Source organism: Mesorhizobium sp. GW821-FHT07A06, assembly GCF_059419085.1.
On the sequence record NZ_JBWKRC010000016.1, the window covers coordinates 13,688 to 37,404 of the forward strand.

Consider the following 23,717-nt stretch of genomic DNA (forward strand, 5'->3'; position numbering starts at 1 on the left):
CGTTCAACAAGAGCATTTGCGGGTACCTGCCGTGGTACGAACCGAGTTTCCCTTTGCCGTCGAAACCGTCGATCCGCTGTGGATCACGCTGGCCGACGGCACCCGCATTGCCGCCACGCTGTGGCGTCCGCGCACCGAAGGCAAGGTGCCGGTCGTCGTCGAGATGGTGCCTTATCGCCGCCGCGACGGCACCGTGGCGCGCGACATCGACATCCACCCCTGGCTGGCTGGGCACGGCGTCGCCTGCGCCCGCATCGATATCAGGGGCTCGGGCGATTCCGACGGCGATCTCGCCGACGAATATCTGCCACGCGAACAGGAAGACGCCTGCGAGATCATCGCCCATCTCGCCGCCCAGCCTTGGTGCAACGGCAATGTCGGCATGACCGGCATTTCCTGGGGCGGCTTCAACGCGCTGCAGGTGGCGGCGCGCCGGCCGCCGGCCCTGAAGGCGATCATCACCAACTGCGCCACCGACGACCGCTACGCCGACGACATCCACTATATGGGCGGCGCGCTGCTGACCGAGCAGGAGATGTGGTCGAACTTCATGCTGGTGAAGAAGGCCATGGCGCCCGACCCGCAGATCGTCGGCGATGCCTGGCGCGCCATGTGGGAAAGCCGGCTCGCGGCGACAAGCTCGCTGTCGGAAGTGTGGCTCGCGCATCAGCGTCGCGACGACTACTGGCGGCAGGGTTCGGTCTGCGAAGACCATTCCGCCATCGAATGCGCCGTCATGGCCGTCTGCGGCTGGGAGGACAGCTATTCGAACTTCGTGCCGCGCCTGCTCGAGCATCTGAACGGGCCGAAGCTCGGCATTGTCGGACCATGGTCGCATGCCTATCCCTGCCGTGGTGCGCCTGGACCGCTGATCGGCTACCTGCAGGAGGCGCTGCGCTGGTGGCGCCATTGGCTCTGCGGCGAAGACACCGGCATCATGGATGAGCCGCTCTACCGCGTCTGGGTGACGGGGGAGGAGCGCCCGCAACCTTTCTATCTGCCCGATCATGCCGGCAGATGGGCCGCCGAGGATCAGTGGCCGTCGCCCCGCATCGAGCGCCGCACGCTGCACCTGAATGCTGCTGGATTGGGCAATGAGCCGGCACCGGGCGCCACGCTTTCAGTCCGCTCGCCGGCGACCGCCGGGCGTGACTGCGGCCGCTGGGGCGGCTATGGCGGCTCCTGTCCGGACATGCCCATCGACCAGCGCCGCGAGGACGGCATGGCGCTGTGCTTCGACACGCCGCCGCTCGACGATGACCTGACATTGCTCGGCGCGCCGGAACTCGACCTGCTCGTTACGGTCGACCAGCCGCATGTCAATCTCGCGGCCCGGCTCTGCGACGTCTATCCCGACGGCACCTCGGCGCTGATGACTTACGGCGTGCTCAATCTCAGCCATCGCGACAGCCATGAGCATCCGACACCGTGTCCGGTCGGAAAGTCCTTCCGCGTGCGGCTGAAGCTCAATGATTTCGCCCGCACCGTACCCAAGGGCCATCGCATCCGGCTGGCGCTGGCCAACCAGCATTGGCCGATCCTGTGGCCGCAGCCGAAACTGTCGACGCTGGCGGTCGTAACGGGCGACGGCACCATCATGCTTCCGGTGCGCCCGCCGTCGGAACGCGACCGCGACGTCCGCTTCGAGCCGGCCGAAACCGCGCCGCCGGTCCCCACCACGGCGCTGGACGACGGCTTCGACCGCCGCATTGTCACCGACAATGTCGGCTCGGGCGTGCAGACCATCGCGCTGACCTCCGATCACGGGCGCCGGCGCTATGACGACCGCGCCATCACCGTCTCCTCGGCCAACAGCGACACGATGAGCATCAGCAGTGACGATCCGCTGTCGGCAAAACTTGTCACCGAATATCGCTGGGCGATTGCCAGCGGCAATGCCGATACCGAAGCGATCGCCGTGACCGAACTGACATCGGACGAAACCCATTTCAACCTGAGTTGGCGGCTCGAGGCGCGAGAACGGGGCACGCTCGTCCACAGCGCCTCGGCAAGCCGGCGCATCAGGCGCGATTTTGCCTGAAGAAGGGAGGAGGCCATGCTCGCATATGCAGTGAAGCGCATTGGTCTTGGCCTCCTGATCCTCGTTCTCGTCATGGTCGCGATGTACGCGGCCGTCTTCCTGGTGCCGGGGGATCCGGCAACCGTGGCGCTCGGTCCGCGCGCCACGCCGGAATTGAAGCGGCTGCTGATCGAGCGCATGGGGCTCGACCAGCCGGTCTGGTGGCAGATCATCGAATTCTTCCGAAACGCGCTGACCGGCAATCTCGGCTACGACGTCTGGTCGAACCGGCCCGTTTCCACGCTGGTGCTGGAAGCGTTGCCGAACACGCTGATCCTCGGCCTGACGGCGCTGGCCGTCGCGCTCCTGATCGGCGTTCCACTCGGCTGCCTGTCGGTGATGCGGCGCGGCACGGCGGCCGATGCCGTCATCGGCGTGCTCTCGGTCGGCGTCATCGCGGTGCCGTCCTTCGTCGTCGCCATCTATTCGCTGCTGGTCTTTGCCGTCACGCTACGCTGGCTGCCGGCCATCGGCGCCGGCGAGGCCGGCGACTTCATCAGCCAGGCCAAGGCGCTGGTCATGCCGGCGGCGGCGATCGCGCTCGGCTGGATCGGTTACATCGCCCGCATGGTGCGTGCCTCGATGATGGAAGTGATGGGCGAGCCGCATATCCGCACCGCGCGCTCGTTTGGTTTGCCCGAGTGGAAGATCGTCTCCAAATACGCGCTGCGCATCGCCATCATCCCGACCATCTCGCTGGTCGCCGTCGGCCTCGGCAGCATCCTGTCCAGCGCGGTCTTCGTCGAGGCGGTGTTCGCCCGGCCAGGCATCGGCAAGCTGATCACCGACGCCGTCAACACCCGCAACTATCCGGTCGTCATGGGCACCGTGCTGATCATGACCGCCATCTATGTCTCCATCACCATTGCCGCCGATCTGTTGATCGCGCGGCTCGATCCGAGGGTGCGCGATGTCTTCCGTGGCTGATGCCTCGTTGTCCGTTCCGGGCCGACAACGGTTTCCGCTGCTGCGCGCCTTGCTTGCCGATCCGTTCACCTGCGTGGCGCTGATCCTGGTCACCGGCTTTCTTGTCACCGCGATCTTCGCGCCATGGCTGGCGCCTTATTCGCCGGTCAGGATCGACGTGCTGCACAAGCTGCAGCCGCCATCGGTCGAGCATTGGTTCGGTACCGATCATCTCGGCCGCGATCTCCTGTCGCGCGTCATCCATGGCGCGCGTACCGCGCTGACCATCGCCATGGTGTCGGTGGCCATCGCCGGCGCCATCGGCCTGATGCTTGGCCTGATCGCCGGCTACGGGCCGCGCTGGCTCGACGCCATCCTGGTGCTGAGCTTCGACAGCCTGAACTCGCTGCCGATGATCATGTTCGCGCTCGCCATCATCACCGTGCTTGGCGCCGGCACCGGCACGCTGATCATCGTCATCGCGGCGACCTCTTTCCCGAGCTACGCCAGGCTGATCCGGGCGCAGACGCTGGCGCTGAAGAACAGCGACTACATCCTCGCCGAGCGCCTGATCGACGCCAGTGCGGCGCGCATCATCTTCGTCCATCTGCTGCCCAATGTCGTCGGGCCGCTGATCATCCTTCTGTCGATGGATATTCCGGTCGTCATCATGGTCGAGGCCGGCTTGAGTTTCCTTGGCCTTGGTGTGCGTCCGCCGACACCATCCTGGGGCTCGATCCTCTATGACGGCTACACCAGCATCCGCTCGGCACCCTTCATGGTCATCTTCGGCGGCCTGCCGCTGGTGCTGGCCACGCTTGGCTTCACCTTCCTCGGCGAAGGCCTGCGCGACTATCTCGATCCGCGCCTGCAATTGCGGAGGCCGGCATGACCGGCTCGCTCGCCGCCAGCGATCTCAGCGTCCGCTACGAGACGCCGCATGGCGCCGTGCACGCGTTGCGCCATGTCGACATCGAGGCGCATCCTGGGGAAGTGATCGGCATTGTCGGCGAGAGCGGCTGCGGCAAGTCCACGCTGGTCACTGCCCTGGCCAATCTCCTCCCGGCCAATGCCCGCATCGACGGCTCGATCTCCTACAATGGCGTCGATCTGGCGAAGCTCGACGCGTACCACCAGCGCCTGCTGCGCGGCGACGAGATCGCGCTGGTCAGCCAGGATCCGATGACGGCGTTCAACCCGGTGCTCACCATCGGCGACCAACTCGTCGACTTCCAGCACCACCGCAAGGACCTTGGCCGGGCACAGAAGCGGGCGCGCATCGCCGCCATGCTCGGCCGCGTCGGCATTGCGGACGCCGAACGGCGCATGCAGAGCTATCCGCATGAACTGTCCGGCGGCATGCGCCAGCGCGTCGCCATCGCCGCCGCGCTGCTGACCGATCCCGGCCTGCTCATCGCCGACGAGCCGACGACGGCGCTCGACGTCACCATGGAAGCGCAGATCATCCATCTGCTGCGGGAGCTGAGGCGCGACTATAACGGCATCATCATCGTCGTCTCGCACCATCTCGGCGTCATCGCCGAGCTCTGCGACCGCGTCTATGTCATGTATGCCGGCGAGGTGGTCGAAGGCGGCGAGGTCGACGCGATCTTCCACGACGCCAGGCATCCCTATACGCAAGCGCTGCTCGCCTGCGACCCCGCCCGCTTCCATGAGCGGCTGGACAGGCTGCCGACTATTCCGGGCTCGCTGCCCAACCTCACCCAGCCCCCGTCCGGATGCGTCTACGCACCGCGCTGCGACCGTGCCTTCGCGCCGTGCACGACCGTCGCGCCACCGCTGGCGAAACTCGCCGCCGCCCATGTCGCACGCTGCCATGCGGTGACGCCATGAGCCCGCTGCTTGCCGTCGAAGACCTCTCCGTGAGCTTCGTGCGCGGCGGCTTGCTCAACCGCCTGATCAATCCGTTCCCGCTGCCGGGCTTCAACGTCATCGACGGCGTGACGCTGTCGCTGATGCCGGGCGAGACGCTCGGGCTGGTTGGCGAATCCGGTTCCGGCAAGACGACGCTGGCCCGCACCATTCTCGGGCTCATCCGGGCAGCCGCCGGCCGCATCGTCTTCGAGGGCAGGGAGGTGGGGACGGCGGCCGATTTCCGGGCCATGCGCCGGCGCTCGGCGATGATGTTCCAGGACCCTGTCGCCTCGCTCAGCCCGCGCCTGCGCATCGGCACGCTGCTCACCGAACCGCAGATCATCCAGGGGTTGCCGATGCCGGACCGCCGCGCCGCCGCCAAGGCGCTGCTGGCGCTTGTCGGTTTGCCGGCCTCCTTTGTCGACCGCTTTCCGCATGAGCTGTCGGGCGGGCAGGCGCGCCGAGTCGGCGTTGCGCGCGCCCTGGCGATGAAGCCGCATCTGCTGCTCGCCGACGAGCCGACAGCCGGCCTGGATGTCTCGGTGCAGGGCGATGTGTTGAACCTGATCGGTGAACTCAAGCGCGAGCTCGGTTTCGCCGCCATGATCGTCACCCACAACCTGGCCATGATCCGCCATGTCAGCGACCGGTTGGCCATCATGTATCTCGGCCGGCTGGTCGAGACCGGACCGACGCAAGCCGTGTTTTCCGCGCCGCTGCATCCCTATACCGCGACGCTGATCCAGTCCGAGCCGATACCCGATCCGCGCCGGCGCAGCCACACCCCCGCCGTCACGGGCGAGATACCGAGCGTGTTCCGGCGACCTTCGGGCTGCGAGTTCCACACGCGTTGCCCGATCGCACGCGAGCGCTGCAGGGCCGAGGCGCCGGTCTACCGGCCGATGGGCGCGGATCGCATGGTGCGCTGCCATTTCCCGCTGCAGACAGGCGGGCAAGAACGGGAAGCCTTCTCACGCGCTTCCATCAACCAAAGGGGAAACTGAGATGTCAGAATGGACCATGGACAGACGTGCATTCCTGAAGGCGGCCGGCGTACTGGGCGCCGGCCTCGCGATGAAGCCGGGCTTTGCCTGGTCGGCGTCCGGCGACACGTTGCGCATCCGCATGGAAGGCGATCTGCAGTGCCTCGATCCAGCCTTCATGAATGGCGGCATCGAGGATGTCATGATGCGCGGCATCTATGTCTCGCTCAACCATTTCGGCGACATCAGGAAAGGCTCGCCCTGGTCGCTGTGGGGCGCGGAAAAGCTCGAGCAGAAAGACCCCAAGACCATTGCCTTCACCCTGATCGACGGACTGAAATGGTCTGGTGGTTTCGGCGCGGTGACAGCCGACGACGTGAAGTTCTCGTTCGAGCGTATCGCGGACAAGGCGCTGGCATCGCCCTGGGCCTATCAGTTCGAGAAGCTCGACCGTGTCGAAGTCGCCGATGCCAGGTCCGGCATCATCCACCTGAAGGAGCCTTACCAGCCGATCTTCGTTACCAGCCTGCCTTACTATGGTGGCCACATCATCAGCCGCGCCGGTACCGAGAAGGCGGGTGGCAAGTTCACCACGCAGCCGCCGGCGACATGCGGGCCCTATCTCTTCTCCGACTGGCAGCAGAAGCAGAAGGTTACGCTGACCGCCAACCCGGACTGGCCGGGCCCGAAGCCGGACTTTTCGAAGGTCGAGATCTATGTGGTGTCGGACGATCAGGCGGCACAACTCGCCTATGAGGCCGATGCCTTCGACTACACCAAGATCGCCATTTCGGCGACCAAGGCCGTCAAGGAGAAGCCGCCGGCGGACACAAACCTGATCGAGGCGCAGTCGACCCGTTATGTCTGGCTGACCATCAACATGCTTAGCCCGCGGCTCAAGGATCCGAAGGTCCGCCAGGCGGTGCAATATGGCGTCGATGTCGGCCAGATACTCACCGGCGTCTATGACGATTTGACCAAGCGCTCCACCGGTGTCGTCCAGCCCGGTACCAAGTTCGCGCGCGCCTCGAATCTGATCGCGGCGCCCGACTATGAGAAGTCCGCCGCACTCCTCAAGGAGGCTGGCGTCGGCGACCTGTCGCTGACCCTGACGGTGATGAACGATTCCATCCGCACCGCGACCGCGCAGATCATCCAGGCCAGCCTCGAACAGGCCGGCATCAAGGTCGAGATCCAGCCCTATGACGAAGCCGCCTTCTGGGGCGTCGGCGACAAGACGCAGGGCGAAGGCTACAAGAACATCGACCTGGCGCTGATGGATTTCGCCGGCGGCATCGATCCGTCGGAAAACCTGGTTTGGTTCCGCCCCGACCAGATCGGCGCCTACAACTGGTCTGGCTTCGACAGTCCCGAATTCGAGACCAGCTACCAGCAGTTGGTGGCCGAAAGCGACGAGGCCAAGCGCATCGCCTTGTCGAACCGCATGGAGGATTTGATGGAACAGTCCGGCGGCTTCGTCTTCATCTGCCACCAGCCGCTGGTCGCCATCCACAAGACGGCGTTCGACCCGGTCATCTATCCCGACGGTCACCCCAATCCGGTGCTGTTCAAGAGGAAGGCGTGAACCGAACCATGATCCCGAAAAGTGGGAACCGGTTTTCGGATAAGATCATGGTCAAACAAGGAGATAGAGCCCCATCCCGATGTCATCGGGATGGAACAGGCTCTAAGTGGACAGGAAGGGCATTATCTATTAGCTGGAGTCCATGACGGAAGCCCAACCAGAAGATGCAAAAAGGAAGCGCGGCGCGAAAAAGGCTCCGCCGCGCTTCAGCCGCGAACAGGCTGACGTGCGCCGCTCCATGCTGATCGAAGCAGCGACGCGATGCCTGTCGGTCGGCGGCATCGGCGCCTTCACCATCGATCGCATCTGCAGGCAGGCTGGTGTTTCGCGCGGCCTCATCAACCATCATTTCGAAAGCCTCGACGGGTTGCTGGTCGAGGTCTACAAATCCTCGCTCTACGCTAGCGTCAACAACCAGATCGCCGAGGCCAAGCGCCGCCGCGCCGAGACATCAGACTGGTCGCCGCAGGCCGCGCTTGCCGCCCTGGTGCACTCCAATTTCTCGCCCGAATATTTCAGCCGCGAGAACCTTCTGATCTGGCTGTCGCTGTGGGGCGAGATCGCCGTCAACCCGCGGCTCAAGGCGGCGCATCGCGAACTCTACGATGCCTATCGCGCGGAACTCGCGGAGGACATCGCCGCTGTCGCCATACCGCGCGGCCGGCAAGTCGACGCTCCGTCTCTGGCGCGCAATTTCATCGCCCTGGTGGACGGGCTCTGGCTCGAATGGTGCCTCGATGAAAGTGTGGTGACGCCGCAGGCGGCGGAGGCGGCTGGGTTCGAAATGCTCGAAGCGCAGGTGGGGCCCTTGCGGGGCGTTTAGTTCAGCGGTGAACCACCTTCGCGTTTCCGCCGCTCCATATAGTCGCGTAGCGCCTCGTCGATGCCGGGATCGATCGGCGGTTGTTCGTATTCGGCGACCATGCGCTTCCACACGACGTTGGCCCTTTCGCGCGCCGTGACCTGGCCGCGCTCGACCCAGGTGTCGTAGTTGTCCCAGTTGGACACCAGCGGCGAATAGAAGGCGCGTTCGTAGCGTTGCATGGTGTGCGCGGCGCCGAAGAAATGCCCGGCCGGGCCGACCTCGCGCACCGCTTCCAGCGCCAGCGTGTCGATGTCGACCGCGGGCGGATCGAAATAGGCCGACATCATCTGCAGCATCTCGGCATCGATGACCAGTTTCTCGAACGATGCGGTCAGCCCGCCGCCGAGCCAGCCGGCGGCATGCAGCACCAGGTTGGCGCCGCCCATCAGGCAGCCCCACAGCGACATCGCGCTCTCATAGGCGGCCTGCGCGTCGACCGAGTTGGCGGCGGTGACATTGCTGGAGCGGAACGGCACGCCGATCAGCCGGCAGAGCTGTCCGGTGATCTGCGCGGCCTGTGTGTATTCGGGCGTCCCGAAGGCCGGCGCGCCGGTCTTCATGTCGACATTGGAAGTGAAGCCGCCATACATGACCGGCACGCCCGGACGCACGATCTGGGTTAGCACGATGCCGGCCATCGCCTCGGCATGCTGCTGAGACAATGCGCCGGCCAGTGTCACCGGGCTCATCGCGCCGGCCAGCGTGAACGGCGTGATGACATTGACCTGGCCATGCTCGGCCAATGCGATCAGCCCTTCGGCCATCGGCTCGTCAAGCTGCAGCGGCGAGTTGGTGTTGATGATGCCGGTAAAGACAGGCATTTCCCGCGCGAGGTTCTCGCGCGTCGTGCCGAGCGAAATCGCCACCATTTCCAGCGCGTCGATGGCGCGACCCTGACCAAGGGTTTGCGGTTGCCAGTTCTTGTCGAGCAAGGTGATCTCGGCATAGTAGAGGTCGAGATGGCGCGTGTTCTGGTGCAGGTCGAGCGGCTCGAACGGGCCGCCGCCTTCCTGGTGCAGGACATTGAACGACTGGATGAGTTTCAGATAGTCGCACATCTCGGCATAGGTGCCGGGACGGCGGCCACGATCATTGTCCATGACATAGGCCGGACCGCCGACCGACGACAGGATGCAGTGCCGCCCGCCGACCTTGACGTTCCTGGCGGGATTGCGGGCGCGCAGCTCGAACGATGATGGCGCCATGGCGACGCGCTCCATGACCATGGCGCGGTCGAAGCGCACCCGCATGGCGCCTTCGTCTACATCGCAGCCGGCGGCGCGATAGAACTGCCGCGCCCGCGGCTGCAGCACGCGCATGCCGATCTCTTCCAGGATGGTCAGGCCCATTTCGTGGATCGTCTGGACCTGATCGGCCGACAGGATCTCGATCGGCGCGTAGGGCCGCGTCAGCTGCTTCCACGGACGCTGCTCGATGCCGCCGACCTCGCGCTGCGGACGGCCGGGCCTGCGACGTGCGGCGGTGCGTTCCATGCGTCCTCACTCCTTGTTTGACGCAATTCCGGGCGGAAAACCGCTTCACACTTTTCCTGGAATTGCTGCTATTCGGCTGCCGTGCGCATATCGAAATCCGCCACCGCATCGACGATCGGCGTGTCGCGGCGGTAGGGCTGCCAGCGGACCTTTGCGCCGATCTCTCGAGCCAGCTTGTGACCGCTGTGAACGGCGTGGGCGATGGCGCCCGGCGCCAGCGTGTCGCCGATACGATCGACGCTGCGAATGCCGACGGCCGCAAGCGCGTCCGCCCGTTCCGTCAGCGCCTCGAACAATTCGTTGCGCGGCAAGCGCAGCCCGACGATCAGCACCGAGCGGCAGGCAATACGGCTCTCCTCGCCGGTGAACAGATGCGCCAGCGTCGCGGTCTCGCCATCGAAGGATTTCAACAGATGCAACGTCGTCACCGGCACGTTGCGGTACGCCAGCGCACGATGCACCAGCGGCAGCTCGTTGGTCATGATCGTCCAGGCGGACGCCTGGCCGGCCGGTGTGACATAGCTGACCGGAACGCCCTGTGCGGCCAGATGCTCGGTCAGCACGCCGCCCATGTAGTAATTGTCGAAATCGAAGACCAGCGTCGGCCCCCGCGGGAGCCGGCCGGCGGCAATGTCATCGGGCGTGAACACTTCCGCGTGGTCGAGCCGGCCGACCGGTATCTCCAGCGAGGAATAGAGCATGTTGGTCCAGCGTGCGCCGGTCGCGAGCACGACCCGGTCCGGCGCGAGGTCGATCATCTCGTCCACGCCCAAGACACTTTCGGGATAGAGCGAGACATTGCTCATCTCGCCGAGCCGCCCGAGCCGGTAATCGACGACGCGGTTCCAGGCCGACAGGCCGGGCAGGGTCTTCTCGAAGGTCAGCCGGCCGCCGAAGCCGCGGCTGGCGTCGGCGAGCGTCACCTCATGGCCACGCCGGCCAAGCGTCAGCGCGCATTCGAGCCCGGCCGGTCCGCCGCCGACAATCAGGATGCGCTCCGGTGTGTCGGCACGCTCGACGCGTTCGGGGTGCCAGCCGCGCCGCCATTCCTCGCCGGCGGTCGGGTTCTGCGTGCAGCGCACCGGCACGCCGTCATGCCAGCTGGAAATGCAGATGTTGCAGCCGATGCATTCGCGGATTTCGGCCTCGCGGCCCTCGCGGATCTTGGCCGGCAGGAAGGGGTCGGCGATCGAGGGCCTCGCGCCGCCGATGAAGTCGAGCACACCGCGCCTGATCTGCGACACCATGGTGTCGGGCGAGGTGAAGCGCCCGACGCCGACAACGGGCTTCTTCGTCAGCGACTTGACGAAATCGATCACCGGCTCATGGCTGCCTTCGCCGGTGAAACGCGATGCGGAACAGTCGGTCGGGCTGGAATCCATCTTGACGTCGAACAGGTCGGGCAGGTCGGCCAAAAGTTCGATCAGCTCATGCGCCTCGGAGGGCTGGTTGCGGCCGGGCCTGCCGCGCAGTTCCTCGAGGCTGACGCGCAGAGCGACGCCGCAGTCCTTGCCCACGGCATCCCTGGTGACCTCGATCATCTCGCGCACGAAGCGTACGCGGTTCTCGATCGGTCCGCCGTACTCGTCGGTGCGATGGTTGTACTCCGGCAGCAGGAATTCGTAGCCGAGATAGCCCATGCCGGCATAGACATAGACCACGTCGAAGCCGGCGGTGCGCGCCTTGCGCGCCGCCTCGGCCTGGCACCGCAGCACCTCTTTCATGTCGGCCTTGTCCATGGTCTTCGGCCGCAGATTGCCCATGAAGCCGACATGGGTGGCCATCCAGGGAATTCCCGATGGCGACAGCGGCGGCAGCCGGCTCGTTCTGTTCATGACGGACGCGCCGCCATGCCAGAGTTCCACGCCGGCAAGCGAGCCATGGCGGTGCACGGCTTCCGTCATCAGCGCATGGGCGCGGATATCATTGTCGTCCCACAAGGTGGCGAAAGGCAGCGGCGTGTCGTCCGAGCTCGGATCGATCGAACAGGCTCCGGTGCAGATCACGCCCCATCCGCCCTCGGCCTTGGCTTCGCGAAAGGCCGCACGCACCCTTGGAAGGGCGTTGGTCATGCCGCTGGCATGCGGCACCTGGTAGAAGCGGTTCGGCGCGGTGACCGGCCCGATCCGCATCGGCTCGAACAGGATCTCGTAGCGGGGATTGCAGGTCATCGGAGCTCGGCGAATATGCTTGTTGAACGATCGTACAACAAGCATATTCGCCGGCATTGCAGAACGCAATGGCCCAAAGCGATGGCGCTGGGGATCGGTTCGAGGGCAGGGCCCATGCGACGGTGTTGGGACGGGTGGGTTCACAACAGCATCGCATTTGTCCAAATTGGACAGATCTTGAAGCCGGTCAGCCCTGTTTCGGGCTAACGTCTGTCGGCCCGTCTTTGGTCGCCAGCCTCGAAGGTCACTCGACCGTTTTTGGGTCGTTTCGTTACAATCGCTGGCAACGGCCTGCCGGGCCTTTTGGGAGGAATGTCGTGACACTGTTTGCCGTCCACTGCCTGGACCATGCCGATGCCTTGCCGAGGCGCCTGGCCAATTATGACGCGCACAAGGCGCATCTTGCCCAGGGGCGTGTGAAGACCGTCATCTCGGGTCCGCTGGTGGCAGAGGACGGGGAGACGATGATCGGCTCGCTCTTTGTGTTTTCCGCCGAAAAGATCGAGGATGTCAGGGCATTCAATGCCGCCGATCCCTTCAACGCGGCCAATGTCTGGCGGTCGGTCAGCATCAACCCGTTCCTGATGCGCGTCGACAACCGGAGCCTGGAATTGCTCTAAGCTCGAGGCGAATTCATGGACACCTTCGTCTATAACGGCCAGCCGGCCCGCGTCATTTTCGGATCCGGCACCATACAGCAGCTGCCGGCGGAACTGGACCGGCTGGGTTTGAAGCGGGTCGCCGTGCTGGCAACGCCGCCGCAGGAGCCGGAAGCGCGGCGGCTCGTCGAACAGCTCGGCGGCCGCGCCGCCGGCGTCTACGCGCGGGCGACGATGCATACGCCGGTGGAGGTCACCGAGGATGCGCTGCGTGTCATTGGGGACCTCAAGGCCGACGGGCTCGTCGCCGTGGGCGGTGGCTCGACCACGGGCCTTGCCAAGGCCATCGCACTGCGGACCGACCTGCCGCAGATCGTGGTGCCGACCACCTATGCCGGCTCGGAAATGACGCCCATCCTCGGTGAGACCAGGGACGGAGTGAAGGTCACCCAGTCGAGCCCCAAGGTGCTGCCCGAGGTCGTGATCTACGATATCGACCTCACTCTGTCGCTGCCCGCGGCCATGTCCGGCACCAGCGGGCTCAACGCGATCGCGCATGCGGTCGAAGCGCTTTATGCACGCGAGCGCAACCCGGTCATCAGCCTGATGGCGACAGAGGCGATCGGCGCGCTTGCCGCGGCCTTGCCGACGATCGCCGTCGACCCCGACAACCGGGAAGCGCGTTCAAAGGCGCTTTACGGCGCCTGGCTTTGCGGCATCTGCCTGGGCTCGGTCGGCATGGCGCTGCACCACAAGCTTTGCCATACGCTCGGCGGCAGTTTCGACCTGCCGCATGCCGAGACGCATGCGATCGTGCTTCCGCACGCGCTTGCCTACAATGCCCCGGCAGTGCCCGACGTGATGCAGAGGCTGCGCGACGTGCTCGGCACGGACGACCCGGCCATGGCGCTCTACGATCTTGCCGGCAGGGTCGGCGCCCGGCGAGCGCTCGCGGATATCGGCATGCCTGAAAATGGCATCGAGCTTGCGACGGACAGGGCGCTGTCCAACCCCTACTGGAACCCGCGCCCCCTTGAGCGCGAGGCGCTGAAGGGGCTGATCGCCCGGGCTTATGCAGGCGAACGGCCGCGCTCCTGAGGCGTGGCGACATCTGGAGGAGGATCGATCTTGGGCAAAGCACAGGCCAGCCATGCGCGGCCGCCGAAATATCCGTATTTCGAGGAGGAGACCTCGGTCGACGTCGTCAACGCGCGCATGGGACCGGACGTCGATCCGCGCCTGCGCGAGGTGATGAGCGTGCTGGTCAAGCACCTGCACGCCGCCATCAAGGAGATCGAGCCGACCCATGAGGAATGGCTCAAGGGCATCACCTTCCTGACCGAAGTCGGCCAGATGTGTTCGGAGTGGCGGCAGGAATTCATTCTCCTGTCCGACACGCTTGGCGTCTCGATGCTGGTCGACGCCATCAATCACCGGCGTCCGAATGGCGCGACCGAGAACACGATTCTCGGACCGTTCTACGTGCCCGAGGCGCCGCGCTACGAGCACGGCGCGAACATCTGCCTGGACGGCAAGGGCGAGCCGCTGGTGGTGCGCGGACGCGTGGTGGATACCGAGGGCAAACCGGTCGCCGGCGCGCTGATCGACGTCTGGCAGACAAATGACGACGGCTTCTACGACGTCCAGCAGAAGGGGCTGCAGCCGGACTGGAACCTACGCGGCGTGTTCACCAGCGGAGAGAACGGCGACTATTGGTACCGGGCCGTCAAGCCGCGCTACTATCCGATCCCGGACGACGGACCCGTGGGCAAGATGCTTGCCGCGCTGGGGCGCCATCCGAACCGGGCCGCGCATATCCATTTCATCATCAGCGCGCCGGGCTATGATCCGGTCATCACCCATATCTTCACGCCCGATTGCCAGTATCTCGCCGAGGACGCGGTCTTCGGCGTGAAGGATTCGCTGATCGCGGATTTCAAGGAGATCACCGACCTGACAAGCGCGGCGGAGCTTGGCTTCACGTCTCCCTACTGGGCGGTGAACTGGGATTTCGTGCTGGCGCGCAAATCGGCGGGCACGGCCTGAGACCCGACATCCTCCGACACCGCTATAGTTTCGTCCATTTTGGACTAAATCATAGCGCCGCCCTTTTTGGCGCGACCCAGAGGAGGGTTCATGAACGACCACGAATTCCTGCGCGTCTACGATTTCGTCGACCGGCTGAGGACGCCGTTCCTCGGTGTCGCCGATGTCGAGGACGAGGCGTCGTGGCGCATGGTCCATTACATCATGCGATCGGAGCTCGAAGGCTATCCGGTGACGATGAGCAAGCTCGCGCTCGTCTCCGGCCTCAGCCATGGAACGGCGATCCGGCGCATCCAGGACATGATCGGCAAGGGGCTTGTCGAGCGCAGGCCGTCGCCGGACAAGCCGAGGAGCTTCACGCTGCATCCGACGGAGGAGCTGACGACGCTCGCGGTCAACTATGCGGCGGAAACCAAGGCTCTGATCGCGGAGATCCTGGGCGGGCGCGGCACGGAGGAACACGAAACCAACTACTATTTCGGCGCGCCGCGACGCGGCAATCCGGTCATTCCGCCGATCAACCTGCTGAAAAGCCGGATCACCGAGGGCGTCGAGCTGCAGTTCCTGCTCAACGACGACAATTATTTCGCGGCGATGCGCAACATGTGGTCGGATTTCCGCAACAACCTCGCCAGCGCCAGGAGCTTCAAGCTCGTCCACCAGAACGACCTTTACCGCGAAGGTCTGGCCAACGGCCAGCGCTCGGTGTCGGCCTATGATATCATCGCCATCGACATGCCCTGGCTCGGCGAGTTCGCGGGCAGGGGCCTGGTCATGCCGATCGGCGACATGATCCGCGAATCCGGCATCAATCCAATGGATTTCCACCCGTCGATCTGGTCGACGACGACCTGGCAGAGGGTGGAATATGGGGTTCCGATCTATTGCACCATCGAGGTGCTCGCCTGCCGCAGCGACCTTTTCGACGGTGCCGGGCTCGCCCTGCCCAGGACTTTCGAGGAGGTGATCTCGGCCGGCCGGGCCTTCCACAATCCGTCCGCGGAGCGCTACGGCATTGCCTGGAACGCGGCGCGCATGCCGCTCGCGTCAAGCTTCATGTTCTTTCTCGGCTGCTGCGGCCAGACAGTGCTGTCGATCCGGCGAACGCCGACCGGCTACTCGACGGAAAATCTGGACCGCCAGCACATGCGGCCGCAGATCGACAGCGAGGCCGCACTCACCGTGCTTGACTACATGCACCGGCTGCTCGAGATCGCGCAGCCGGGCGCGCTCGATGCGCATTGGGACGATTCCTGCGCGGTGTTCCTGAAGGGCCAGAGCGCCATGGGTTATGTCTGGACCATGCGGGCGGCGCAGTTCGAGGCGGAGGTGCGCTCGGCCGTGAAGCGCCGGGTCTCCTATGTGCCGCAGCCCAGCGGGCCTGGCGGCACCAACACGTCGCCGATCGGCGGCTTCCTGCTCTGCATCCCTTCCAACATCGATCCGAAAAGACTGCGGCTGGCAACGGAGGCGCTTGCCTGGATGGCCTCACGCGAAGCGATGAAAGAGCATGTGAAGAACGGTTTTCCGGTTGCGCCGCGCTTTTCGGTGAGCGCGGATCCCGAAGCCACTGGCCGTTCGCAGCTGGTGCGCTTCGTCGGCAACCTCGGCAACCGCAACCTGCTCAGGAACTGGCAGCGGCCGCCGGTTCCCTTCTACACCGACATGGAGCGCATCATCGGCGAGGAAATCCATGACGCATTGTCCGGCGGAAAATCCGACCGGGCGGCTCTGAAGGACGCGCAGAACCGCCTCGACCGGATCATCGACAGCACGATCGGCGTGTGACCATCAAGCTATGGCGCGGATCGAGCCGCCATCCACGCCCCAGACAGAGGACGTGACGAAGGACGCGAGGTCGGAGGCGAGGAAGACGATCACGTTGGCGACTTCCTCGGGCTTGCCGAGCCGGCCGAGCGGAAGCTGGCGCAACGACATTTCGTGTTCGACCGCCTTCTGCGGCTCCATGTTGTGGAACTTGCCCATGGTCTCGGCAAACCCGCCCGGCTGCGTCCAGAAAGGCGTCCAGACCGGGCCCGGCGCCACGGCGTTGATGCGGATGTTGTTTGCCCCATCGCTGCGGGCCAACCCCTTGGTCAGCGCGAGCACCGCCGCCTTGGAGGCGGAATAGTCGATCGGCACGCCTTCGGGCTGCCGGGCAAGATCGGAAGCATTGTTGACGATCGCACCCTTGCCCTGCTTGCGCATCACCGGCAGCACGATGCGCGTGGTGCGCACATAGCTCATGAAATTGAGCGAGAAGGTCTTGTCCCACTCGGCATCGGTCAGCTGGTCGAAGGTTCGGACCGCGCCCGAGCCGACATTGTTGACCAGCACGTCGAGGCCGCCACCCAGATGGGCGATCGCCGCGCCGACCTTGTCCTCGATATCAGTGGCGGAGGAGAGATCGGCCTTGAAGGCCGTCGCCTGTCCGCCGGCCGCCGTCACGGCCTCCACTGTTTCGCCGAGGCCCGCGGCATCGATGTCGAGCAGCGCCAGGCGGCTCCCCTCGCGTCCGAAGGCGATCGCGGTTTCCCGGCCGATGCCCTTGGCGGCGCCGGTGATCAGCACCGTCTTGCCCTTGAGATTGGTATCCATCCTATCCTCCCTTATGTCCCGGCGAACTGCGCCATGGTGGTTTCGAAAGAGCGCCGCGCCGCTTCCTCGAGCGGCAGGACGCGGTGTTTCCTGGAGATCACTTCGACCGAGTAGAAACCGTCGAAGCCGGTACGCTGGATCGCGTCGATGAAGGCCGGCGGATCGAGCACGCCTTCGCCGCAAAGCCGCCGCTGATAGATCGTGTCTTCCCAGAGCGTGCCGACGATATCGGCATCGGCGTCGTCCAGTTCGACGGAGACGACATAGTGTCGGGGCACCTTGGCCACCGCCTCATAGGGGATGCCGCCGCGGCTGATATGCCAGATGTCCAGCAGCAGGCCGCCGTTGCGCTGGGCCGCGCCCTCGACAATGGCGCGTGCGGTTTCCAGTGTGCCGACATTGGAAAACGGCATCACCTCCAGGGCGATGCTGGTTCCGTAGCGCGCCGCATCCTGGCAGATCTCGGCGAAGCTGTCGGTCACATGCGCCAGGTCGATGGTCGTGGCGTCGAATTCCGGTGCGATCTTGACGTCGCGCGCGCCAAGCGCCTCGGCCGCCTCGAACAACTCTCTGCGCACCTTGTCGGAGGCAAGCTTCAGCTCGCCGCCGGAGAACCAGTGGGTGATGAATTCAAGCTCGACATGCGGCATGCCGTTGGCATCGAGAATGCGCCGCATTTCCTTGAGGCCGATCCGTTCGCGCGTGGCCTGGAGGTCGGCGTGGATGAGACCGACACCCTTGTAGCCGGCATTGGCGGCCGCCTCGACGCGTTGGGCAAAGGGGAAGGGGCTGATCTCGTTGGGCGCGAAGGGATAGACATCGCCCGCGATCGTCCAGTAGGCGGCAACGAGTTCCGTGCTCTTCATCATGGTTCGCCCCTTCAGACCGATGCGCCTTCGGACCCGGTCCGGAAGTCGAAGCTGGTCGTCAGGCCGCCATCGGCGACGATTTCGGCGCCGTTGAGCGCGGTCGAGGCGTCACAGAGCAGGAAAAGCGCCGCGCGGGCGACTTCGCCAGGATCGAGGATCCGGCCCGAAGGCTGGCGATTGGCGCGCGTGGCAAGGAAGCGGTCCGGGTCGGCGGCCGACTTCATATGCCGTTCGAACAGGCCGGCCAGCATGGGGCCGGGGCTCAGCACATTGGCGCGAATGCCCTGGCGGGCGTGGTCCATGGCCACGGTTCGCGTCAGCTGGCGAACAGCCCCCTTGGAGGCGGCGTAGATCGCGAGCTGCTGCTCGGCGAAGGTCGCGTCAATGCTGGCAACGGCGACGATCGGGCCGCCGCCGCGCGCGATCATCAGCGGCAGCAGTGCGCGGAAGGCAAGCGCCGTGCCGATGAAGTTGACGGACATGGTCTTTTCCATCGCCGCCTTGTCGAACTCCAGCACGGTGCCGACGTTCAGCATGGCGGCCGAGGTGACCAGTCCGAGCGTTCCCGGATCGATGGCGGTCACGGAGCGGGCGATGTCGCTCCAGGTCTCCTCGAGCGACACGTCGCCCCGGACATGCGTATAGAGCTCGCTGGAGAGTTCGGAAGGCGCCGGCGCGAGATCGACGCCGACGGTGCGCACACCGCTCGCGACCAGAAGATGGGCGATCTTGGTGCCCAGACCGGAAGCCGTGCCTGAAACCACGACGAGTTCAGGCAGAACATTGGTAAACAGTGGCTCCTCGGCCATGGGGTACTCCTCGGTTCCTAAGTCAGATTGGAAGGCGCGGCGGGAGGCCCGCCGCGCCCGAATGGATCAGCGCCCGATGGCGGCGTCGCAGTCGGAAATATTGGCCTTGGTGATGATCTCGTGCGGCAGGAAGATCTCCTTCTCGACCTTCTTGCCGTCGAGGAGATCGATCACCGCCTTGGCCGCGTATTTGCCGTCATCGATCGGCGATTGCAGCACGGTCGCGTATTGCGTGCCGTCCTTGATCTGGTTGACGCCTTCGATCGAGCAGTTGGACCCGACGAGCACGAGGCTGGCCGGATCGATGCCGGCGCGCTTGGCGGCCACGATCACGCCCGACATCATGTTGTCGGCCTGGGCGTAGACGCCCTTCACCTCGGGACCGACCTGGGTGAAGAGCGCGGCGGCCGCGTCGGTGGCCTTCGTCTGGTCCCAATTGCCGTTCTGCTTGCCGGCGACGACGATGCCCTTGGCCTTCTCGGCCAGCACCTCCTCGAGGCCCTTGGAGCGCGCGATCTGCGGCGGCGTTCCCGGCACGCCCTCGACGATGAAAATCTTGCCTTCCGTGCCGAACGTCTTCTCGGCGAAACCCTTGATCATGGCCTCGCCGGCGGACTGGCCGTTGCCGATATCGGAAGGGCCGGTGAAGACGTTCCAATAGTCCGCGTACTTGTCGTCGGGCTTCGAGTTGGTGACGACCAACGGAATGCCGGCCTGTTTGATCTTGCGCAGCGAGGGCACGATGGCGCTCGCGTCCGCCGGCCACAGCACGATCGCGGCCGGGTTCTGGGCAAGCGCCTGGTCGACCTGCGATGCCTGCTCGGCGGCATCGAAGTTGGTGATCTTCACGTCGAGATCGATGCCGGCGGCGCTGGCGACTTCCTTGAAGGCGCGCTGGTGGAGGGCGCAGTATTCGCATTCCTCGCTCACCGTCAGCAGGATCACTTTCGATCCCTTGGCACCGGCGAATGCCATGCCGGGCATTGCCAGTCCCGTGAACACGCTGGCCATCAGCGCGAGTTTGGTCAGTTTTGCGGTATTCATGTCGTCTTTCCTCCCGTTTCAGGTTGCACGTCGCCCATCCCCGCCGCCCAACACGGCGCAGGCAGAACTGGGTTTCGTCGGTTACTTCCGCTAGAGCATGATGCCGAAAAGTGTGAAGCGGTTTTCGGACGACATCATGCTCTATCTCTTTGATTTAGAGGCGGATTCAGATTTCAGATCGGCATGATCTGAAATCATCCGACTCTAGGCGGAATGCCTGGCCCGCGATGCCGCGAACCGTTCACTCATCCATGCCCCCAACTGTCCGTCGAGCAGCACGATTCCCATCAGCACGAGCCCGTTCGCGAACAGGATTCCCGTCGCGCCCATGCCCATCAAACTCAGTCCGTTGTTCATCACCGTCAGGATCAGCGAGCCGATCAGCACATGCAGCGGCGAGCCGGCTCCGCCCGACAGGGCCACGCCGCCGACGATGGCCGCCGACACCGCCTGCAGCATGAGAGTGTTCCCGGTGGTCGCGGCCGCGCTGGCGAGGCTCATCGAGAGAAGGCTGCCTGCGAGGGCGGCGCAAAGGGCCGAGACGATGAAGACGATATAAAGCGACAGCCCGACCTTCGCCCCGCTCGCCGCCGCCACCAGCCGCTTGCTGCCGATGACGCGGATGTCGCGGCCCATCAGCGTGTGGCGCATGAACAGTCCGGCCAGGAGGAAGGCAGCCAGCGTGATCGCGCCGCGCCAGGAGAGGACCGTCAGGATCGGGTTGTCGAGGGCAAAGCCCAGGTCGAAATTGTCGGTGCTGATCACCTTGCCGCCGGCAAGCCAGAAGGCAAACCCCGAAAGCGCCATCATCGAGCCGACGGTGACCACCAGCGAGGATACGTTGAAGCGGTTGACGACGAAGGCGTTGGCCGCGCCGATCACCACCGCGAAGGCCAATGCGACACCCATGCCATGGACGAGATTGCTTCCGCCCGCCACCAGCGTCAGCAGGCCGCCGACCGCGACCATGGAGCCGACGCTGAGGTCGAATTCACCGGCGATCATGGTGAGCGACAGGCCGAGCGCCACCAGGCCGAGCAGCGCGAATGACTGCGTCAGCGCGTAGATGTTGCGGCCGCTGATGAAGGCCGGGTTCCACAGCGCGAAGGCGACGACCAGGGCGATCAGGAGCGCGATGCGCAGCAAGGTGGCCGTGGACATGGGCTGTGACTTCCTTGGGGAGGCCATGGTCATTTCCTCCCGCCGAGCGCCAGCGCGCCGAGAATGACCGAGGCGATCACGACCAGGCCTTTCACGATCAGCTGGATTTCCAGCGACAGGCCCTTGAGCAGCAGGATGTTGGTGATGATGGCCAGGAAAACCGCGCCGATGGCCGCGTCGAGGATGCGGCCCTGGCCGCCCTTGATCGCCACCCCGCCGACGAGCACGGCGGCGATGGCGTCGAAATCCAGCCCGGCACCGAGCTTGAGGTTGCCCTGCGCGGCCTGCGAGCCGTAGAGCGCACCGGCAAAGGCCGCGGCCGCAGCCGCCAGCACATAGGCGATCACCAGGGTTCGCCCGACGCGCAGGCCAGTGAAATGCGCGGCCTTCGGATTGAGCCCGATCAGGCGCAATTCGCGGCCGAAGCGGGTCCGCTCGACGATGAAGCTGAAGACGAGCGCCGCAAGCAGGAACAGCACGATCTGGTTGGGGATGCCGGCCATGCGGCCGATGCCGAGCCAGCTCGCATCGCCTTGCCCGACAATGGTCAGGCCACCCGAATAGAAGGAGCCGGCGCCGGTGATGATCGAAGCCATCGCAATGGTGCTGATGATCGGATTTGTCTTGAAGACACCCACGGCAATGCCCTGGGCAAGTCCGAACAAGGCACCGACCAACACCACCACGACGATGCTCGGGAGGAGACCAAGATGAAGAAAGGAGGCAAACACGATCGTCGAAACAGCCGTCGTCGCGCCCATCGAAAGCATGAAGAGGTTGCCCGAGAGGGTGATGAACGCCATGCCGACGGCAGCGATGCCGACCGCCGATGTCGAATACATGATCGCCGAAATGTTGGCGCTCGATGCAAAGCCGGGCACCGCGGCACTGGCCCAGATGGCCAGAAGGATGGTGCCGATCCAGACGGCCGTCGATTGCACACGCTCGGGGCTCAGCAACGCCGCGCCCACCGACTTCATCTCGAGAGCGGCCAAGCCGGAACCTCCGCTTCCTGTCCTTGTTTCGATGCTCATGCCGCCCTCGCCATGCCTGGTCCGCGCAGGACGTCACCCAGGATCGAGTCCATGGCGGTTTCCTCGACCGGCAGATCGTTGACGATCTCGCCGCGAAAAACGGTGATCACGCGCTGCGACAGTTCGCGGATTTCCTCGAGGTCGGTCGAGAAGAACAGGACGACCAGCCCCTGGCGCGCGAGCGCCTGGAGCTCGCGGTAGATCTCGGTCCGCGCCCCCACATCGACGCCGCGCGTCGGCTCGTTGAGAACCAGCACTTTCGGCTCCAGCGCGACGGACTTGGCAATGGCGACCTTCTGCTGGTTGCCGCCCGAAAGCGTCGACGCCGCCGACGGCAGCCGCCGGCCGTCGATCTGGAAACGGCGCGCAAGGTCCAGCGCCCGCTTGCGGGCCTCGCCGAGGGAAAGCACGCCGGCGCGGTTCAGGCGGTCGAGTATGGCGGATGTGAGGTTGACCTCGATCGGCGCGCCGAGGAACAGGCTCTTGCCGCCGCGATCTTCCGGGACATAGGCAATGCCGCGGGCCATCGCCGACGACAGCGAGGTGACGTCGATGGCGGTGCCATTCAGGAACACTGTGCCTTCGTGGCGGCTTTCCAACCCTGCCAGCGTCTCGATCAGCGCATTGGCGCCTGATCCAAGCTGGCCGATGACGCCGACGACTTCGCCGGCGCGGAAATCCAGCGTCACCGGCCGGTATTTTCCGGCCACCGAGAGCGCCTTGAGTTCAAGAACCTTGGCGGCCTGCTGGAGATCGGCACGGTCACGCACCGAATGGGCGGATTTTATCTCCCGGCCGATCATCTCGGCGACCAATTCCTCGTTGGTCCACTGCGCCGTCGGTTTGGTCAGAACCCGCTGGCCGTTGCGGAACACGGTGACGCGGTCGGTGAGCGCGAAGATCTCGGGCAGGCGATGGCTGATATAGATGACGGCGGTGCCGTTTTCGCGCAGCCAGCGGACCGTCTTGAAGACGCGCTGGATCTCGGCGTCGGAAAGGCTCGCGGTCGGCTCGTCCAGGATCAGGATGCGGGCGCCGCGCATGACGGCGCGGCAGATTTCGAGCAGCTGCTGTTCGGCGATCGCCAGGCGGCCGGCCTCGATATCGAGCGGCACCTCCGCCAGGCCGAGCTGGTCGAGGGTCTGGCGCGCGCGGGCGGCGTAGCGCTTGCGGATATAGAGCTGGCCGACATCGGGATCGCCCAGAAGAACGTTGTCCAGAACGGACAGATGCGGAATGATCGACAGTTCCTGGTAGACGACCGAGACCTGCCTGACGCTGGTCAGTTGCCCCGGCTTGAGCAGATTGCCATCAACGCGGATCTCTCCTTCGTCCGGGCTCATCAGCCCGGCGATCATCCGCACCAGCGTGCTCTTGCCGGCACCGTTCTCGCCGCACAGCGCATGGATCTCACCGACTTCGAGATCGAAGTCGACGCCTTTCAGAGCCTGGACTCCTCCGAAGGATTTCCGCAGGCCTCTGACCGTCAGAACGGCTGGCGTCTCCATGATTTCCTCCCACAACCGTTTGAAAGGCGTGAGGGCTACGCTACAGAATGACGGTGGGTGCGATGGCGGCAATTTTGTCCAGATTGGACTA

20 protein-coding genes are annotated in these 23,717 nt (G+C 65.0%); 11 read left to right on the plus strand and 9 right to left on the minus strand.

Translation table 11 applies throughout. The features are described 5' to 3' along the window. Positions 1 to 31 precede the first annotated feature (31 nt). From AC07SZ_RS31945 to AC07SZ_RS31975, 7 genes are all read left to right on the plus strand, one after another. Complete coding sequence (locus AC07SZ_RS31945) at positions 32 to 2,041, plus strand: CocE/NonD family hydrolase (RefSeq protein ID WP_494917457.1); 2,010 nt, start codon at positions 32 to 34, stop codon at positions 2,039 to 2,041. Between the two features lie 15 nt (positions 2,042 to 2,056). Continuing rightward, positions 2,057 to 3,007: an ABC transporter permease gene (locus tag AC07SZ_RS31950; protein ID WP_056570795.1), complete on the plus strand. Its 951-nt coding sequence runs from the start codon at positions 2,057 to 2,059 to the stop codon at positions 3,005 to 3,007. Continuing rightward, complete coding sequence (locus tag AC07SZ_RS31955) at positions 2,991 to 3,878, plus strand: ABC transporter permease (RefSeq protein ID WP_494917458.1); 888 nt, start codon at positions 2,991 to 2,993, stop codon at positions 3,876 to 3,878. Before AC07SZ_RS31950 ends, AC07SZ_RS31955 begins: the two co-directional genes overlap by 17 nt. Beyond that, complete coding sequence (locus AC07SZ_RS31960; protein WP_056570797.1) at positions 3,875 to 4,840, plus strand: ABC transporter ATP-binding protein; 966 nt, start codon at positions 3,875 to 3,877, stop codon at positions 4,838 to 4,840. Before AC07SZ_RS31955 ends, AC07SZ_RS31960 begins: the two co-directional genes overlap by 4 nt. After that, entirely contained in the window at positions 4,837 to 5,865 is a 1,029-nt protein-coding gene (locus AC07SZ_RS31965; protein WP_494917459.1) for an oligopeptide/dipeptide ABC transporter ATP-binding protein, read from the plus strand. Before AC07SZ_RS31960 ends, AC07SZ_RS31965 begins: the two co-directional genes overlap by 4 nt. A 16-nt stretch (positions 5,866 to 5,881) precedes the next feature. After that, positions 5,882 to 7,429: an ABC transporter substrate-binding protein gene (locus tag AC07SZ_RS31970; protein ID WP_494917461.1), complete on the plus strand. Its 1,548-nt coding sequence runs from the start codon at positions 5,882 to 5,884 to the stop codon at positions 7,427 to 7,429. A 142-nt stretch (positions 7,430 to 7,571) separates the two neighbouring features. Further along, positions 7,572 to 8,252, plus strand: coding sequence for a TetR/AcrR family transcriptional regulator (locus tag AC07SZ_RS31975; RefSeq protein ID WP_172372610.1), 681 nt, complete (start codon positions 7,572 to 7,574; stop codon positions 8,250 to 8,252). Here the strand turns inward: AC07SZ_RS31975 and AC07SZ_RS31980 are convergent. Further along, positions 8,249 to 9,787, minus strand: coding sequence for a trimethylamine methyltransferase family protein (locus AC07SZ_RS31980; protein WP_056570801.1), 1,539 nt, complete (start codon positions 9,785 to 9,787; stop codon positions 8,249 to 8,251). The two genes, AC07SZ_RS31975 and AC07SZ_RS31980, sit on opposite strands and share 4 nt — an antisense overlap. 68 nt (positions 9,788 to 9,855) lie before the next feature. Beyond that, positions 9,856 to 11,958: an oxidoreductase gene (locus AC07SZ_RS31985; RefSeq protein ID WP_494917464.1), complete on the minus strand. Its 2,103-nt coding sequence runs from the start codon at positions 11,956 to 11,958 to the stop codon at positions 9,856 to 9,858. 317 nt (positions 11,959 to 12,275) lie between these two features. On the opposite strand from AC07SZ_RS31985, the gene AC07SZ_RS31990 reads away from it, so the two are divergent. From AC07SZ_RS31990 to AC07SZ_RS32005, 4 genes are all read left to right on the plus strand, one after another. Beyond that, positions 12,276 to 12,578: a YciI family protein gene (locus tag AC07SZ_RS31990; protein WP_196772379.1), complete on the plus strand. Its 303-nt coding sequence runs from the start codon at positions 12,276 to 12,278 to the stop codon at positions 12,576 to 12,578. A gap of 15 nt (positions 12,579 to 12,593) precedes the next feature. After that, on the plus strand, positions 12,594 to 13,655 hold the full coding sequence (locus AC07SZ_RS31995) for a maleylacetate reductase (protein WP_494917467.1): 1,062 nt from the start codon (positions 12,594 to 12,596) through the stop codon (positions 13,653 to 13,655). Between the two features lie 30 nt (positions 13,656 to 13,685). After that, positions 13,686 to 14,603, plus strand: coding sequence for an intradiol ring-cleavage dioxygenase (locus AC07SZ_RS32000; RefSeq protein WP_494917469.1), 918 nt, complete (start codon positions 13,686 to 13,688; stop codon positions 14,601 to 14,603). A gap of 90 nt (positions 14,604 to 14,693) precedes the next feature. After that, positions 14,694 to 16,391, plus strand: coding sequence for an extracellular solute-binding protein (locus AC07SZ_RS32005; RefSeq protein WP_494917471.1), 1,698 nt, complete (start codon positions 14,694 to 14,696; stop codon positions 16,389 to 16,391). A gap of 3 nt (positions 16,392 to 16,394) precedes the next feature. Here AC07SZ_RS32005 and AC07SZ_RS32010 read toward each other — a convergent pair whose 3' ends face one another. The 7 genes from AC07SZ_RS32010 to AC07SZ_RS32040 form a co-directional block, all read right to left on the minus strand. Further along, complete coding sequence (locus AC07SZ_RS32010; protein WP_494917473.1) at positions 16,395 to 17,201, minus strand: SDR family NAD(P)-dependent oxidoreductase; 807 nt, start codon at positions 17,199 to 17,201, stop codon at positions 16,395 to 16,397. A gap of 11 nt (positions 17,202 to 17,212) precedes the next feature. Next, complete coding sequence (locus tag AC07SZ_RS32015; protein ID WP_494917475.1) at positions 17,213 to 18,070, minus strand: sugar phosphate isomerase/epimerase family protein; 858 nt, start codon at positions 18,068 to 18,070, stop codon at positions 17,213 to 17,215. 11 nt (positions 18,071 to 18,081) lie between these two features. Next, entirely contained in the window at positions 18,082 to 18,879 is a 798-nt protein-coding gene (locus tag AC07SZ_RS32020; RefSeq protein WP_172372624.1) for an SDR family NAD(P)-dependent oxidoreductase, read from the minus strand. Positions 18,880 to 18,945: 66 nt separating this feature from the next. Next, positions 18,946 to 19,923 (minus strand): sugar ABC transporter substrate-binding protein, encoded by a 978-nt coding sequence (locus AC07SZ_RS32025; RefSeq protein ID WP_494917477.1) that lies wholly within the window; start codon positions 19,921 to 19,923, stop codon positions 18,946 to 18,948. 204 nt (positions 19,924 to 20,127) lie between these two features. Continuing rightward, positions 20,128 to 21,084 carry an ABC transporter permease gene (locus tag AC07SZ_RS32030; protein WP_494917479.1) on the minus strand — a complete coding sequence of 319 codons (957 nt, stop codon included), beginning with the start codon at positions 21,082 to 21,084 and terminating at the stop codon, positions 20,128 to 20,130. A 29-nt stretch (positions 21,085 to 21,113) separates the two neighbouring features. Then, entirely contained in the window at positions 21,114 to 22,118 is a 1,005-nt protein-coding gene (locus AC07SZ_RS32035) for an ABC transporter permease (RefSeq protein ID WP_494917480.1), read from the minus strand. Beyond that, on the minus strand, positions 22,115 to 23,626 hold the full coding sequence (locus tag AC07SZ_RS32040; protein WP_494917481.1) for a sugar ABC transporter ATP-binding protein: 1,512 nt from the start codon (positions 23,624 to 23,626) through the stop codon (positions 22,115 to 22,117). Before AC07SZ_RS32040 ends, AC07SZ_RS32035 begins: the two co-directional genes overlap by 4 nt. Positions 23,627 to 23,717: the final 91 nt, after the last annotated feature.

Coding starts and splice junctions, on each gene's coding strand:
- AC07SZ_RS31950 (WP_056570795.1), top strand. CDS start 2,057: ATGCTCGCATATGCAGTGAAGCGCATTGGTCTTGGCCTCCTGATCCTC.
- AC07SZ_RS31955 (WP_494917458.1), top strand. CDS start 2,991: ATGTCTTCCGTGGCTGATGCCTCGTTGTCCGTTCCGGGCCGACAACGG.
- AC07SZ_RS31960 (WP_056570797.1), top strand. CDS start 3,875: ATGACCGGCTCGCTCGCCGCCAGCGATCTCAGCGTCCGCTACGAGACG.
- AC07SZ_RS31965 (WP_494917459.1), top strand. CDS start 4,837: ATGAGCCCGCTGCTTGCCGTCGAAGACCTCTCCGTGAGCTTCGTGCGC.
- AC07SZ_RS31970 (WP_494917461.1), top strand. CDS start 5,882: ATGGACAGACGTGCATTCCTGAAGGCGGCCGGCGTACTGGGCGCCGGC.
- AC07SZ_RS31975 (WP_172372610.1), top strand. CDS start 7,572: ATGACGGAAGCCCAACCAGAAGATGCAAAAAGGAAGCGCGGCGCGAAA.
- AC07SZ_RS31980 (WP_056570801.1), bottom strand. CDS start 9,787: ATGGAACGCACCGCCGCACGTCGCAGGCCCGGCCGTCCGCAGCGCGAG.
- AC07SZ_RS31985 (WP_494917464.1), bottom strand. CDS start 11,958: ATGACCTGCAATCCCCGCTACGAGATCCTGTTCGAGCCGATGCGGATC.
- AC07SZ_RS31995 (WP_494917467.1), top strand. CDS start 12,594: ATGGACACCTTCGTCTATAACGGCCAGCCGGCCCGCGTCATTTTCGGA.
- AC07SZ_RS32005 (WP_494917471.1), top strand. CDS start 14,694: ATGAACGACCACGAATTCCTGCGCGTCTACGATTTCGTCGACCGGCTG.
- AC07SZ_RS32010 (WP_494917473.1), bottom strand. CDS start 17,201: ATGGATACCAATCTCAAGGGCAAGACGGTGCTGATCACCGGCGCCGCC.
- AC07SZ_RS32015 (WP_494917475.1), bottom strand. CDS start 18,070: ATGATGAAGAGCACGGAACTCGTTGCCGCCTACTGGACGATCGCGGGC.
- AC07SZ_RS32020 (WP_172372624.1), bottom strand. CDS start 18,879: ATGGCCGAGGAGCCACTGTTTACCAATGTTCTGCCTGAACTCGTCGTG.
- AC07SZ_RS32025 (WP_494917477.1), bottom strand. CDS start 19,923: ATGAATACCGCAAAACTGACCAAACTCGCGCTGATGGCCAGCGTGTTC.
- AC07SZ_RS32030 (WP_494917479.1), bottom strand. CDS start 21,084: ATGTCCACGGCCACCTTGCTGCGCATCGCGCTCCTGATCGCCCTGGTC.
- AC07SZ_RS32035 (WP_494917480.1), bottom strand. CDS start 22,118: ATGAGCATCGAAACAAGGACAGGAAGCGGAGGTTCCGGCTTGGCCGCT.
- AC07SZ_RS32040 (WP_494917481.1), bottom strand. CDS start 23,626: ATGGAGACGCCAGCCGTTCTGACGGTCAGAGGCCTGCGGAAATCCTTC.